Origin of the sequence: Paraburkholderia domus (assembly GCF_905220705.1) — a bacterium.
Taxonomy (GTDB): Bacteria; Pseudomonadota; Gammaproteobacteria; order Burkholderiales; family Burkholderiaceae; genus Paraburkholderia; species Paraburkholderia domus.
This window is the reverse complement of sequence record NZ_CAJNAT010000003.1, coordinates 492,653-506,952: the sequence shown is the minus strand read 5'-3', so window position 1 is coordinate 506,952 and position 14,300 is coordinate 492,653. Positions and strand designations below refer to the sequence as shown.

The 14,300-nt window shown below is 62.3% G+C and carries 15 protein-coding genes; 14 read left to right on the top strand and 1 reads right to left on the bottom strand.

The features are described 5' to 3' along the window. The first annotated feature begins 116 nt into the window (after window positions 1-116). The 9 genes from KHO31_RS10015 to KHO31_RS09975 all read left to right on the top strand — a co-directional run bounded on the left by KHO31_RS10015 (window position 117) and on the right by KHO31_RS09975 (window position 8,363). Window positions 117-1,334 (top strand): RNA-guided endonuclease InsQ/TnpB family protein, encoded by a 1,218-nt coding sequence (locus KHO31_RS10015; protein WP_211623205.1) that lies wholly within the window; start codon window positions 117-119, stop codon window positions 1,332-1,334. Window positions 1,335-1,450: 116 nt separating this feature from the next. Next, complete coding sequence (locus KHO31_RS10010) at window positions 1,451-1,621, top strand: rubredoxin (RefSeq protein ID WP_006047743.1); 171 nt, start codon at window positions 1,451-1,453, stop codon at window positions 1,619-1,621. A 257-nt stretch (window positions 1,622-1,878) separates the two neighbouring features. Continuing rightward, window positions 1,879-3,288 carry a hypothetical protein gene (locus KHO31_RS10005; protein ID WP_211623203.1) on the top strand — a complete coding sequence of 470 codons (1,410 nt, stop codon included), beginning with the start codon at window positions 1,879-1,881 and terminating at the stop codon, window positions 3,286-3,288. A 260-nt stretch (window positions 3,289-3,548) separates the two neighbouring features. Further along, window positions 3,549-4,127 (top strand): YqgE/AlgH family protein, encoded by a 579-nt coding sequence (locus KHO31_RS10000; protein ID WP_020069822.1) that lies wholly within the window; start codon window positions 3,549-3,551, stop codon window positions 4,125-4,127. Window positions 4,128-4,137: 10 nt separating this feature from the next. Next, on the top strand, window positions 4,138-4,578 hold the full coding sequence (gene ruvX, locus KHO31_RS09995) for a Holliday junction resolvase RuvX (RefSeq protein ID WP_201080466.1): 441 nt from the start codon (window positions 4,138-4,140) through the stop codon (window positions 4,576-4,578). Then, window positions 4,565-5,095: a bifunctional pyr operon transcriptional regulator/uracil phosphoribosyltransferase PyrR gene (gene pyrR / locus KHO31_RS09990; RefSeq protein WP_211623202.1), complete on the top strand. Its 531-nt coding sequence runs from the start codon at window positions 4,565-4,567 to the stop codon at window positions 5,093-5,095. Before ruvX ends, pyrR begins: the two co-directional genes overlap by 14 nt. Before the next feature lie 49 nt (window positions 5,096-5,144). Then, entirely contained in the window at window positions 5,145-6,170 is a 1,026-nt protein-coding gene (locus KHO31_RS09985) for an aspartate carbamoyltransferase catalytic subunit (protein ID WP_201080462.1), read from the top strand. A 14-nt stretch (window positions 6,171-6,184) separates the two neighbouring features. Further along, window positions 6,185-7,465, top strand: a complete 1,281-nt coding sequence (locus KHO31_RS09980; RefSeq protein WP_211623200.1) for a dihydroorotase — start codon at window positions 6,185-6,187, stop codon at window positions 7,463-7,465. A 37-nt stretch (window positions 7,466-7,502) separates the two neighbouring features. Then, window positions 7,503-8,363, top strand: coding sequence for a lysophospholipid acyltransferase family protein (locus KHO31_RS09975; protein WP_211623198.1), 861 nt, complete (start codon window positions 7,503-7,505; stop codon window positions 8,361-8,363). Between the two features lie 8 nt (window positions 8,364-8,371). Here the strand turns inward: KHO31_RS09975 and KHO31_RS09970 are convergent, their stop codons facing one another. Continuing rightward, window positions 8,372-9,262: a symmetrical bis(5'-nucleosyl)-tetraphosphatase gene (locus tag KHO31_RS09970; protein WP_211623196.1), complete on the bottom strand. Its 891-nt coding sequence runs from the start codon at window positions 9,260-9,262 to the stop codon at window positions 8,372-8,374. Window positions 9,263-9,455: 193 nt separating this feature from the next. On the opposite strand from KHO31_RS09970, the gene KHO31_RS09965 reads away from it, so the two are divergent. The 5 genes from KHO31_RS09965 (at window position 9,456) to rfbC (ending at window position 14,288) form a co-directional block, all read left to right on the top strand. Beyond that, window positions 9,456-10,367, top strand: a complete 912-nt coding sequence (locus KHO31_RS09965; RefSeq protein ID WP_211623194.1) for a GDP-mannose 4,6-dehydratase — start codon at window positions 9,456-9,458, stop codon at window positions 10,365-10,367. Window positions 10,368-10,838: 471 nt separating this feature from the next. Next, on the top strand, window positions 10,839-11,891 hold the full coding sequence (gene rfbB, locus KHO31_RS09960; RefSeq protein WP_211623193.1) for a dTDP-glucose 4,6-dehydratase: 1,053 nt from the start codon (window positions 10,839-10,841) through the stop codon (window positions 11,889-11,891). Beyond that, window positions 11,884-12,825 carry a dTDP-4-dehydrorhamnose reductase gene (gene rfbD, locus KHO31_RS09955; protein ID WP_211623192.1) on the top strand — a complete coding sequence of 314 codons (942 nt, stop codon included), beginning with the start codon at window positions 11,884-11,886 and terminating at the stop codon, window positions 12,823-12,825. The genes rfbB and rfbD overlap by 8 nt, the downstream gene beginning before the upstream one ends. Window positions 12,826-12,858: 33 nt before the next feature. Continuing rightward, window positions 12,859-13,740, top strand: a complete 882-nt coding sequence (gene rfbA, locus KHO31_RS09950; RefSeq protein ID WP_211623191.1) for a glucose-1-phosphate thymidylyltransferase RfbA — start codon at window positions 12,859-12,861, stop codon at window positions 13,738-13,740. Next, a complete protein-coding gene (gene rfbC / locus KHO31_RS09945) occupies window positions 13,737-14,288 on the top strand; it encodes a dTDP-4-dehydrorhamnose 3,5-epimerase (RefSeq protein ID WP_211623190.1) in 552 nt (183 codons plus the stop codon). Before rfbA ends, rfbC begins: the two co-directional genes overlap by 4 nt. The last annotated feature ends 12 nt before the right edge of the window (window positions 14,289-14,300 follow it).

Below are 14,300 nucleotides of genomic sequence, written 5' to 3'. Positions count from 1 at the left end.
AAGCGCCATGCTGGTGCTTGGTCAGGAAGACCCAATACAACCGCGTCGCAAAACTGAATGCCTGCCGTGCCGAAGGTCGTTGTCAGTATTTATAGACCAGTAATATAGTCGTGGCTATGATCCGACTTCAGGCCTACAAATATGAACTCATGCCCACTACCGGGCAGGCGCGTGATATGCGCGGCTTCGCGGGCTCATGCCGGTTCGTGTTTAACAAGGCGCTGATGTTGCAAAAGGAGAACTACGAAGCAGGCAGAAAATTCATCAGCTATGTCGAGATGGCGAAGCAACTGACGGCATGGCGTAATGGTGCTGGCACGCCGTGGCTCAAGGACGCTCCGACTCATCCATTGCAACACGCCTTAAAAGACCTTGAGCGGGCCTACAAGAACTTCTTCGCCAAGCGCGCAGGTTTCCCGCGCTTCAGGAAGAAGGGGCGGTCAGACAGCTTCCGTTATCCCGACGCGAAGCAATTCAGGATCGACCAAGCGAATAGCCGCATTTTTCTGCCCAAACTCGGCTGGCTACGCTATCGCAATAGCCGGGACGCGCTGGGCACGGCGAAGAATGTTACCGTCAGCCAGTCATGCGGCAAGTGGTTTGTGTCAATCCAGACCGAGCGCGAGGTTGGCCAACCTGTGCCGCAGGCGGCCGGCATGGTTGGCATCGACATGGGCATCACCCGATTCGCGACCCTAAGCAACGGCACGTTCTACGCCCCGCTAAACAGCTTCAGGCGGTACGAGGCACGGCTTCGTAAAGCCCAGCGGGCCATGAGCCGCAAGGCAAAGTTTGGCAAAAACTGGAAGAAAGCAAGAGCCCGCGTCCAGCGCATTCATGCCCGCATCGGTAACGCCCGTCGCGACTACCTGCATAAGACCACGACCACGATCAGCCAAAACCACGCGATGGTTTGTGTCGAGGACCTGCAGGTTCGGAACATGTCCAGAACGGCAGCGGGCAGCACTGAACGGCCGGGCAGACACGTTCGGGCCAAGTCTGGCCTGAACAAGGCCATTCTCGATCAGGGATGGTTCGAGTTTCGCCGCCAGCTGGATTACAAGCTGGCGTGGAATGGCGGCTACCTCATCGTCGTGCCGCCGCAGAACACGAGTCGGACGTGCCTCGTCTGCAACCATGTGTCAAAGGACAACCGCCAGACGCAATCACGGTTTGCGTGCATGTCATGTGGATATGAGAATCACGCCGACGTGGTCGGCGCGATCAACGTTTTAGAGCGCGGACAGTGCTTGTTAGCCTGTGGAGAGACGGCGCAGTCAGGCCGCTCCGTGAAGCAGGAACCCGCCGAAGCGACTCAGGTAGAAACCGCCTGAGCGCCGTAGGAATCCCCGTCGTTTATGGCGGAGAGGATGTCAATGCTAGGCATTGGGGCGGCAACACGGTACCATCGTGGCTCCCGTTTCCACGGACTCTACGACGCGACACAAGAATGGAATATCAAAGCTGGATGTGCCTGATTTGCGGCTGGATTTACGACGAAGAAGCCGGTTTGCCGGACGAAGGCATTGCGCCGGGCACCCGCTGGGAGGACGTTCCCATTAACTGGACCTGCCCGGAATGCGGAGCGCGCAAGGAAGACTTCGAGATGGTCCAGATCTGAGGTCCGAAGGGCAAACGGCGGTGTCCAGCTGAGTGCCACGCCGTGTGCCTGTGGCGCGGGGTTTTGCAGACGGCGTCGCCGGATCGAACGCGGTTCCCGCGCCCGGAACGCTGCCCCAACGCGTCGACGCGGAACGTCCTCCGGTTGCGCCGTGTCGCAGCGGTAGTCTGTCATTGTCCTGTCGCCAGTTCGCGCGTTAGCCGATCAGTCTGCGTGCGATGCCGAGCGGCGGCCCGTCAGCTTCCTGTCGCCTGCTCATGACTCTTCTATCCGCTGCACCCGATTCTTTCGACGCATTGCCGAATCCGCGCGGCGGCGCAGTCCGTCCCGCGGAGCTTGCGCTGGCCGAGGCGCTGCTGGCGTTCGAACAACACAGCGAGAGCACCTCGGCGCTGCTGCGCGCGTCGCACGCATTGCGCGAGGCCGGCTGGCTGAGCGCGCAGCGCTTCGCGGACGCGCTGGTGCGGCTTTCGCCTTTGGCCGAGGGCGATCCGGCCGACACCGATAGCGCACGCCCCGTGTTCGGCACGGCGCTGCGCGATTTCCGCGCGGCGCTCGAGCGCCACAATCTGCGCGAGCTGTCCTGCTCGCCCACCCTGTTCGATCACTATCGCGCGCTCTGTACCCATTTGTCGGAGCACACGCCCGGTTCGACCGTCGCTTTCGAAGACCTCGCGCTGAGCGCCCGCCCGGTGCCGCCGGTGTCGCTGCACGGCCAGTCCGCGGATCAACTGGCTCATTTGCGGGCGCGCTACGAGCGCGCGTTGCTGCCGGTGTTGCGCGCGCAGCCCGATAACAGTGGCGCCGCGTTGGCGTTCACGAACGCGGCGCTCGACGAACTGGACGCCGTCCTGACCGAACTCACGGGCCCGGACCCGTACGATTTCTGGCGCCTCGCCAAAGCTTGCGCCAAAGCGCTGCGCGTCAGCGGCCGCGCCGCTGGAGAAGCCGATGCGCGGCGTTTTTATGCGCGCTGCAACCTGACGCTGGCCGATCATGCGCGCGGCATCGAGCGCGCGCCGCGTTCGCTGGTGCGCGCGACGCTGGCGCTGCTGTGGCGCGACTACGCGCTGTTCGGCGCCGCGGCGGAAGACGCCGATCAGGTCGAAGTGCTGCACGACTATGGTTTGACGGTCGATTGGCACGTCGCGGGCACCCAGGCATCCGAAATGCTTTGGGAAGCTGGCGCCGTGCAGGCGCAAGCGATCAGCGCGACTCGCAGTACGCTGACGCGTGAGCTCGGTGTATTAACGGTCAACGCGCACGCCTATGAGGATTTCCTGCAATCCGCGGATGCCTCGATTTCCGCGCTGACCGAGCATGCCCGTGCGGCGGATCAGCCTGAGAAAGCAGATCCGAGCGAAGCGCTGCAGGCGGGCGACGCCGCCTACCGGCTCGGCGCCGCCGCATGTGCGCTGGGCCTCGGTCACGTCGCGCTGGTTGCCGATGCGCTCGGGCTTGCGTGGCGTCGCCGCGCGCATGCCGGCGTATCGACGCCGGCGGTGCGCTCCCACGTCGTCGTCGGTGCACCGGCGGCGAGCACACTCGAACACACGGCCGAAGCGTTGCGCGCGATGCTGCACAAAGTGGCTGCGGGCGTCGCGCCGGCAAGGAGCAACGCCGCGCTGGCCGCATTGACGCGTTCGATCGAACAGGGCGGCGCCTGATCTGCTGCGGTATCGGCTTGCATGTACTGTGCGCCGGTAGGCTTCCTCAGCCGGAAGCAGCGAGTAGCAATGATGGAGCCCGGAGGCACGCGATATGCGTGCCATAAAACACCGCCAAGCCGCACCGTGGACAAGGCCTGCGTGCGTGATAGAGTGCAACTTGATTCGCCGTCGATGGCTCGCGGCGCACTTCATCGCGCACGTCGCGGTTCCGCGCTCAAAGCCCGCCATCCTGCACCGTCTTTGCTAAAATCCGAACTATGTCCAAGAGTACCGATCGCATCAATCTGACCAACCAGTTCCTGATCGCCATGCCGAACATGGCGGATCCCACGTTTTCAGGAACGGTGGTCTACCTTTGCGATCACAGTGAGCGCGGCGCGCTCGGCCTCGTGATCAACCGGCCGACCGATATCGACCTGGAAGCGCTCTTCAGTCGCATCGATCTCAAGCTCGAGATCGAACCCCTTCTTCATGTACCCGTGTATTTCGGCGGCCCGGTGCAAACCGAGCGCGGCTTCGTGCTGCACGATCCGAAAGACGGCAATACCTACACGTCGTCGATGTCGGTGCCGGGCGGGCTCGAGATGACGACCTCGAAAGACGTGCTCGAAGCCGTCGCGAGCGGCACCGGTCCGGAGCGCTTCCTGCTCACGCTCGGCCACGCAGGCTGGGGCGCCGGTCAGCTCGAAGAAGAGATTTCGAAGAACGGCTGGCTCACCGTTGAAGCCGACCCGAAAATCGTTTTCGACGTGCCCGCCGAAGAGCGTCTGGAAGCGGCGCTCGCGCTGCTCGGCATTTCGCTGTCGATGCTGTCGGGCGAAGCGGGTCACGCATGACAGGTGACGCATGAGTCCGCCGGCCGGACGTGAGGCGACGCTGCTTGCGTTCGACTATGGTGAAAAGCGGATCGGCGTGGCGGTGGGCAATTCGCTCACCCGCAGCGCACGGCCGCTCGTAATCGTGCAGAACCGCAGCCGCGAATATCGCTTCGAGGCGGTTGGCAAGCTGATCGCCGAATGGAAGCCGGACGCACTGGTTGTCGGCTTGCCGATGCATCCGGACGGCACGCCGCACGAAATGACCCAACTCGCGAAGCGCTTCGGTAATCAGTTGAATGGCCGCTTCAATCTGCCGGTGACGTGGATCGACGAGCGCTATTCGTCTGTCGAAGCGAAGGCGGAAATCCGCGCGGGCAAAGGCCGCGCCGACATGCTCGACGCCGAAGCCGCCAGCATCATCCTCCAGCAATATCTAGACGGACTTTCCGACGATCATGAGTTCCATTGACGCCGAAGCGCTTTATCGCGCCGTGCTCGAGCAGATTCGTGCGACTTATGGCGACGCGTTCAGCGCCGCCGATGGCCCCGTGCTGGCCGGAATTTACAGCGGCGGCGCTTGGCTTGCCGAGCGCCTTGCACGCGATCTGAAGGCACCGAGCTTCGGCGTGGTGAACGTTGCGCTGCATCGCGACGACTACGCAAAAAAAGGCCTGCACTCGCAGGCGAGCCCGACCTCGCTGCCGTTTTCCGTGGACAAGCGTCCTATCGTGCTGGTGGACGATGTGCTGTACACCGGCCGCACGATTCGCGCTGCGTTGAATGAGCTGTACGACTACGGCCGGCCGGCATCGGTCGAACTCGCGGTGCTCGCCGATCGCGGTGGGCGCGAGTTGCCGGTGGCCGCCCGTTTTGTCGGCGGCGTCGTGCAAGTGGCCGCCGAGGCGACGCTCGTGCTGGCTCGCGAAGCGAGCGCCGTCGACGGCAATCAGCGTTTCACTTTTCACACCGAAGCGCGCGTCGATTGAACGCGGCTTTGCGCATTGAGCCGCATTGAGCAATAAGAGCAGGTACACCATGAACACCGCCACCCAGGCCCCCAGGGATTCAGCCGACAGCGCCACCGAGCGCTTCCGTTATGGCTTCCTGAAGGGCAATCCGCAGCTCACGAAAAACGGCGAGCTTAAACATCTGCTGTCGATTGAGGGTTTGCCGAAAGCGATCGTCAATCACATTCTCGATACCGCCGACCAGTTCGTCAGCGTGACCGATCGCGAAGTGAAGAAGGTGCCGTTGTTGCGCGGCAAGTCGGTGTTCAACCTGTTCTTCGAGAACTCGACACGCACCCGCACGACCTTCGAGATCGCCGCGACGCGTTTGTCGGCGGACGTGCTGAATCTGAACATCAATGCTTCGTCGACGAGCAAGGGTGAATCGCTGCTCGACACGATCAACAACCTCTCGGCGATGCACGCCGATATGTTTGTCGTGCGTCATGCATCGAGCGGCGCACCGTACCTGATCGCCCAGCACTGCGCGCCGCACGTGCACGTGATCAATGCCGGCGACGGCCGTCACGCGCACCCGACCCAAGGTCTGCTCGACATGTACACGATTCGCCACTACAAGAAGGATTTCACGAATTTGCGTGTGGCGATCGTCGGCGACATTCTGCATTCGCGAGTCGCGCGTTCGGACATTCATGCGCTGACCACGCTTGGCGTGCCGGAAGTGCGCGCGATCGGTCCGCGCACGCTGTTGCCGGGCGGTCTCGAGCAGATGGGTGTGCGCGTGTTCCACAATCTCGACGAAGGCCTGAAAGACGTCGACGTGATCATCATGCTGCGTCTGCAAAACGAGCGGATGAGCGGCGCGCTGTTGCCGTCGGCGCAGGAGTACTTCAAGAGCTGGGGTTTGACGCCGGAGCGCCTCGCGCTCGCCAAGCCCGATGCGATCGTGATGCACCCGGGTCCGATGAATCGCGGTGTCGAAATCGATTCGCAGGTGGCCGATGGTCCGCAATCGGTGATTCTGAACCAGGTCACGTTCGGCATCGCGGTGCGTATGGCGGTGATGGGGATCGTCGCGGGCAATCACGACTAAACACAAGGCAGCGCATGACGATTCATATTCAAGGCGGCACGCTGATCGATCCGGCAGCTGGCACCGAACAACAGCAGGACATTTTTATCGCGGCGGGCAAGATCGTTGCCATCGGCAACGCGCCTGCTGATTTCCACGCAGAGAAGACGATCGACGCCAAAGGTTTGTCGATCGTGCCGGGCCTCGTCGACCTGTCCGCGCGCTTGCGCGAGCCGGGCTACGAACACAAGGCGACGCTCGAATCCGAAATGGCCGCGGCGCTCGCCGGCGGCGTGACGAGTCTCGTGTGTCCGCCGGACACCGATCCGACGCTCGATGAACCGGGTCTCGTCGAGATGCTCAAGTTCCGCGCGCGCAATCTGAACCAGGCGCATGTATATCCGCTCGGCGCGTTGACCGTCGGTCTGAAAGGCCAGGTTATCACCGAGATGGTCGAGCTGACCGAAGCGGGCTGCATCGGCTTTTCGCAGGCCGACGTGCCGGTGGTCGACACGCAGATATTGATGCGTGCGTTGCAGTACGCAAGGACCTACGGTTACACCGTGTGGCTGCGTCCCGTTGATGCGTATCTTGGCAAGGGTGGCGTGGCCGCGAGTGGTGCGCTGGCGTCGCGGCTTGGGCTGTCGGGCGTGCCGGTGTCGGCTGAGACGATCGCGTTGCATACGATCTTCGAACTGGTCCGGGTGACGGGGGCGCGGGTGCATCTGTCGCATGTGTCGTCGGCGGCGGGTATCGATTTGATGCGCGCGGCCAAGGCGGAAGGCTTGCCGGTGTCGTGCGACGTCACCGTGAATCATGTGCATCTGATCGACCTCGACATCGGCTACTTCGACGCGCAATTTCGCCTCGATCCGCCGCTGCGCCAACAGCGCGATCGCGAAGCGATCCGCGCGGGCCTCGTCGACGGTACGATCGACGCGATCTGCTCCGACCACACGCCGGTCGACGACGACGAAAAGCTTCTGCCGTTTGCCGAAGCCACGCCGGGCGCGACGGGACTGGAGCTGTTCCTGTCGCTAACAGTCAAATGGGCCGACGAAGTGGGCGTGCCGTTGGCAAAGGCGCTGAACCGCATCACCACGGCGCCGGCCGACGTGCTGAAGCTGGAGGCGGCCGGCCGCATCGCCGTGGGCGCCGTCGCCGATCTCTGCGTGTTCGACCGCAACGCGTATTGGCGCGTCGAGCCGCGCGCACTGAAGAGCCAGGGGCACAACACGCCGTTCCTCGGCTATGAACTGCCGGCGCGCGTGCAGGCGACCATCGTGTCCGGCCACGTCGCGTTCGAACAGCGCTAATATCCGCGGCATTGCCCAGTTACGGAAAGCTCCGACTATGAAGCTCGCGTTACGCAAGGCCCGTCTCATCGCGCATCTTTTGCACGGCATGTGGATCGTCGCGACGCGCTTTCACAAGGCCGGCGCAGATGGGCGGCAGACGCTCAACCGCGAATGGTCGCTGAAAATGCTGCGTCTATGCGGCATGCAGCTCGTCGTGCATAACGACAGCGCGCGGCTCGACCGTGGCGCGCTGGTGGTCGCCAATCACATCTCGTGGATCGACATCTACGTGATCAATGCGTGGCGGCCCACGCCATTCGTCTCGAAGGCCGAGATCCGGCAGTGGCCGGTGGTCGGCTGGCTGGCGCAGCAATTGGGCACAGTGTTTATCCAGCGCGAGAAGCGCAGCGACGCGAAGCGGATCATGCATGAACTGGCCAACCGCCTGAGCGCGGGCGAGCTGATGTGCGTGTTTCCGGAAGGGACGACGTCGAACGGTCTGAGGCTGCTGCCGTTTCACGCGAATATGTTTCAGGCGGCCGTATCGGCCTCGGCGGCGGTGCAGCCGCTTTGCATCATGTATGAAGATGCGCAGGGTCGGCAATCCACCGCGCCTGCCTATATCGACGATCTGACGCTGGCCGATTCGCTGAACATGTTGTTGCGCGGCGGCCGGTTGACCGCGCACGTGTATGTCGGCGCGCCGCTTGCGCCGGGTGCGGACAGGCGCATGCTGGCGGCAGAGGCGGAAGGGGTGATTGCAATGGCGTTGCGGGAGATGCAGGGCGGCTTGACGAGATCCGGCGCTGCGATCGCGACGTCGATCACATCGATCAACGCGTCCGACGCCGCCGACTCCTCCAACGCCTCGCCGGCACTGATTGAACCAGTCGATCAGGCCGGTCGGTCGGCTTAGCGGGCAGCTTAGTTGCCGCCGTTTGGTACACCGCAAGCCTCGCAGTCGACCTGGGTCAGCGCGCGCTCCGCGGGATTTTGCGCAAGGCGGACTGCGGAGAGTTTCTCGCCCCATACGCAGCCGGAATCCAGGCCGATCAGGTTGTCGCGCAGGGTCAAACCGAGCGCGGCCCAATGGCCGAACACCACGGTGACGTCCGCGGTTTTGCGCGACGGCACGTCGAACCAAGGCATGCTGCCCGGCGGCGCGGAATTCAAGCCGCCGCTGGTGCTGAAATCCATCGCGCCTTCGGCATTGCAGAAGCGGATGCGCGTCAATGCGCTGCACGTCAGGCGCAACCGCTCAATGCCCTTGATGCCGGGCGTCCAGCGATTCGGCTCGTTGCCGTAGAGTCCCGCAAGCGTTTCCTTCCAGTTCGGCGCGCGCAGCGCCCGCTGCAATTCGTCGGCGAGTTCCATTGTCAGGGCGGCGTCCCATTGCGGCAATACGCCCGCATGCACCATCAGCATGCCGTGGTCGAAATGCGCGAGCGGACGGTGGCGGACCCATTCGAGCAGGTCGGCGGCGTCCGGCGCGGCGAGAATATCGTCGATCGTGTCGCCTTTCTTCGATTTGCGAATCCCGGCCGACACCGACAGCAAATGCAGGTCATGGTTACCCAGCACCGGCACCGCGCGATCGCCTAGCGCGATGATGTCGCGCAGCGTGGCGAGCGATTCGGATCCGCGGTTGATCAGGTCACCCGCGAACCACAGCGGCGTGCCGGCGGGCGGCGCGGCTTTGGCCAGCAGTTGCTGGAACGGCGTGCGGCAGCCTTGCAGGTCACCGAAGGCAAGCGGCAGCGGATGTGGCTGCGCGAGGGCGGTAGAAGCGGCGGTGGAAGCAGTGGAGGATGTCATCGGGGGAGTCGGTGCAGTTCGATACACGCGGTTACGAACCAGGCGTGTCGCGTTGGGCAGTGCAGCAAGTTAGCGTGACATAATAGCCCGTTTGATGCATAGATATCGTGGCATGCGCCGTCAGTAAGCGGCACGGCAAGTGGCACGCGCGATATTGCAACACAACAGGATGACCCTCGTGAACGGAGAAAGCATGTCGTCTTTTCATGCGAAGCAACCTATCCGCACGCTCGTCACCGGGGCGAGTGGCTTCACTGGCCGCTATCTGGTTGACAACCTGCTCGGCCGTGGCCATACCGTGATCGAAACGGTGGCCGGGCGCAACGAGCCTGAAACGCCAACCCGGCTTCGGCTCGACATTACGTCGCCTGACGCGTGCAGGCGTGTGATCGAAACCGTGCGGCCCGACTACATTGTGCATCTGGCGGCAATCAGCTTCGTGGGCCACAACGATCCGCTCGACTTTTACCGCGTCAACGTGATGGGTACGCTGAATCTGCTGGAGGCCTGTGCGGCCGTCGGCCATACGCCTCGCAAGCTTTTGATCGCTAGCAGCGCGAATGTGTACGGCAATGTCACTAGCGACGCCATCGACGAAACCTTCCCGCTTACGCCGGTGAACCACTACGCCGCCAGCAAGGCGGCAATGGAAACGATGGTGCGGACCTGGTTCGACCGGCTGCCCATCCTGATCGTGCGGCCGTTCAACTACACCGGCCGCGGGCAGACGTCGAACTTCCTCGTGCCGAAGATCGTTGAGCATTTCGCGCGGAGGGAGGCGGCGATCGAGCTCGGGAATATCGATGTGGCACGGGATTTCTCGGACGTGCGGTATGTGGCGAGTGCGTATGAGGCGCTGCTCGACTCGGAGGTTGCTGCGGAAACGGTCAATGTCTGTACTGGCACGCCTTTCACGCTTCGCGAGATTCTCTCGGCGGCGAGCGAGTTGACGGGGCATGAGCTCGAGATTCAGGTCAATCCGGCATTCGTGCGACAAACGGATGTGAAGATGCTGGCTGGGTCGCCGGCGAAGTTGCGCTCGTTGGTGCCGAAGGTTGAGGCGATTCCGTTTATGGATACGCTGCGGTGGATGTTGGCGGCTTAGGCGGGCGTCTGCTGAAATCGTCCGCGAACGTGCTGCATCTGACGATAAAAATTACGAAATGATTGCAGTCGCTTTGCGATGATCGGTGGTCAATGAAAGAGTCTCAGGTAAATGCGACCTTAAAGCACGCTGACGGTTGCACATTTTGCGGACCGTGCCAGCTGCTCGCCGACAGCAGGTGCTTCGTGCTCCGGCTCGCGAACTTTTGCGACCCGTTCGATGTATCAAGTTGTATGTGGGCGTTGTTTTGAGGGCTGGGTGTCATATAATCTCCGCTCCCCAAGCGTCAAAAACCGCCCCGCTGTGGTGTGTTTTGGCTCGATTGCTAAAAGACACATCCGCCCCCGGTCAATATCGGTTTGAGCGCGGATCCGCAAAAATAGAGCGTCGGCTGTTGCTGCGAGCGGCAGTGACAGAGGGGCGGGGCGCGCTGCTTATACTGCGGCGCACGAATACACCTTAAGGATTTGTATGATTCTCGTAACGGGCGGCGCCGGCTTCATCGGCGCGAATTTCGTGCTGGATTGGCTAAGTGTGTGCGACGAACCTGTGCTCAACGTGGACAAGCTCACGTACGCGGGCAATCTAGCTACGCTTAAGTCGCTTCAAGGAAGCGAGAAGCATATATTTGCCCGGGTCGATATCTGTGATCGTGTCGCGCTTGACTCGCTGCTCGCTGAGCACAAGCCGCGTGCCGTCGTGCACTTCGCAGCAGAGAGTCACGTCGACCGGTCGATCGACGGTCCCGCTGACTTTGTGCAGACGAATGTCGTTGGTACCTTTACGCTGCTTGAAGCGGTCCGCGCATACTGGGGCGCTTTGCCGGCTGCAGAGAAATCTGCGTTCCGCATGCTGGCCGTTTCGACCGACGAGGTGTTCGGGTCGCTCGGGCCTCAAGACCCGCAGTTTTCCGAAACAACGCCTTACGCACCCAATAGCCCATATTCGGCAACCAAGGCAGCGTCCGATCACCTTGTGCGGGCTTACCATCATACGTACGGTCTGCCCACGCTGACTACAAACTGCTCGAACAACTACGGCCCATATCACTTCCCGGAAAAGCTGATTCCGTTGATGATTACCAACGCGCTAGCGGGCAAAGCGTTGCCGATCTATGGCGACGGACAGAACGTGCGCGACTGGTTGTATGTGACCGACCACTGTTCTGCGATCCGTCAAGTGCTCGAGCGCGGTACGCCCGGCGAAACGTACAACGTGGGCGGCTGGAACGAGAAGACGAATCTCGAGGTCGTCCACACGCTGTGCGATCTGCTCGACGAACTCAAGCCGAAGGCCGAAGGCTCCTATCGCCACCAGATGGCCTTCATCAAGGATCGCCCGGGTCACGACCGCCGCTATGCGATCGACGCGCGCAAGCTCGAGCGTGAACTCGGCTGGCGCCCCGCCGAAACGTTCGAGACCGGTCTTAAGAAGACGGTGCAGTGGTATTTGGATAACCAGCCGTGGGTGAACGACGTTACTTCCGGCGAATACCGGAAGTGGGTAGGTCAGCACTATGCGTGACCTTGAGTCGCGGTCTGATGGCGAGACTGGCACGATTCTCGTAGTTGGCGCCCATGGGCAACTGGGGGTGGAATTGTGCCGGAGCCTATCGCTGGTCGGTCGTCTGGTTGCCGTTGGGCGCGACACCTGCGACCTGACATCCGCGGAACAGATTGTGGCAACGGTGCGTTCCGTCAAGCCGCAAGTCATCGTCAACGCCGGTGGTTACACCGCCGTCGATGCGGCGGAAACGTCGCCTGATCTCGCGCACGCCGTCAATGCGACGGCGCCGGGGCTGCTTGCGGCCGAGGCCAAGGCGCTCGGCGGTTTGATGGTTCACTACTCGACAGATTACGTATTCGACGGGGCCAAGGCGGGCTCGTACCTGGAAGACGACGCGACTGCGCCGTTGTCCGCGTATGGCCGTTCGAAGCTCGACGGCGAGATCGCGGTACAGAATGTGGACGTGGCGCACTGGATTTTCCGGACTAGCTGGGTCTTCGGCTTGCAGGGCGGCAACTTCCTCAAGTCGATCGCACGTGCCGCGCGCAGCCGCACGTCGTTGTCCGTGGTCGTAGATCAGGTCGGCGCGCCAACGCCCGCATCGCTGCTGGCGGAAGTGACGGCGCTCGCCGTGCACCAGTATCTGAACGGCGCCTCGCTCATGGCAAGCGGCGTGTACCACCTTGCCGCTCAGGGTGAAACCAACTGGCACGGGTACGCGCGCCATATTGTCGAAACGCTCGCCGATGCCGGCGTTCCGATTGCGGTCAAGCCGGAAGACATTTTGCCGATCGCAGCCGCCGAGTACGGCAGCGCGGCAGCGCGTCCCGCCAATTCGCGGCTGGATACGTCGAAACTGCGCGCGGCCTTGAATATCGACCTCCCCGATTGGCGCGAAGGCGTGGATCGCGTGCTTGCCGCGTTTGTCGAGGGACACCGGTTGCTCGGCTGATTGTGCCTCCATCGCATACCCGAAGGATCCATCATGAAACGAAAAGGCATCATCCTGGCAGGTGGTTCCGGCACCCGCCTTTATCCCATTACGCGTTCGGTGTCGAAGCAGTTGCTGCCGGTGTACGACAAGCCGATGATCTATTATCCGCTCAGCACGCTGATGCTGGCCGGAATCCGCGACATCCTCATTATTTCCACGCCGCAGGATACGCCGCGGTTCGAGGAACTGCTGGGCGATGGCGCGCGCTGGGGCTTGAACCTGCAGTATGCGGTGCAGCCCTCGCCGGATGGCCTCGCACAGGCGTTCATTATCGGCCGGGATTTCGTGGGAAACGATCCGTCGGCGCTGATTCTCGGAGATAACATTTTTCACGGCCACGATCTGCTGGGGCAGTTGCAGCATGCCACCTCGCAGGAGCAGGGCGCGACCGTGTTTGCCTACCACGTGCATGACCCCGAGCGTTACGGCGTGGTCGAGTTCGACAAGGACTTCCGCGCGGTTTCGCTCGAAGAAAAACCCAAGTCGCCCCGTTCCAGCTACGCGGTGACCGGTTTGTATTTCTACGACACCGACGTGTGCGATATCGCGGCGGGCATTCGTCCGTCGGCGCGCGGTGAGCTCGAAATCACCGACGTCAATCTGCACTACCTGCGCAACGGCCGTTTGAACGTTGAGATCATGGGCCGCGGCTACGCCTGGCTCGATACCGGCACGCACGATTCGCTGCAGGATGCCGCCGTCTTTATCGCCACGCTGCAAAAGCGCCAGGGTCTCATGGTCGCGTGCCCCGAAGAGATCGCATTCCGCAATCGCTGGATTTCCGCGGAAGACCTCGAAGCGCTGGCCAAGCCCCTCGCCAAGAACGGCTACGGTGTCTATTTGCAACGCATTCTTCAGGAGTCTGTTGCATGAACCTGACCGCCGTTCCGACCGTGCTGCCGGAAGTCGTCATTCTCGAGCCGAAGGTGTTTGGCGACGATCGCGGCTTCTTTTACGAGAGTTTCAACGCTAGGGCTTTCGCAGAGGCCACCGGAATTACGCGAGAGTTCGTGCAGGACAATCATTCGCGTTCGGCACGCAACGTGTTGCGCGGCCTGCACTACCAGATCAGTCAGCCGCAGGGCAAGCTAGTGCGTGTGGTGAGCGGACGCGTGTTCGACGTGGCGGTCGACATCCGCCGCAGCTCGCCCCGGTTCGGCAAGTGGGTGGGTGTCGAACTGTCGGCCGAAAACAAGCGCCAATTGTGGATTCCCGAGGGTTTCGCGCACGGCTTTGTCGTGCAGTCGGAATTCGCGGAATTCCTGTACAAGACGACCGACTACTACGCTCCTGAATTCGAGCGTTCGCTGGGGTGGAACGATCCCGCGATTGGAATTGAATGGCCGTTCGAGGGCGAGCCGGTGCTGTCCAAAAAAGACGCTGCCGCGCCCGCGCTTGCCGACGCCGAATTATTTAATTAGCCTGACTCGCGA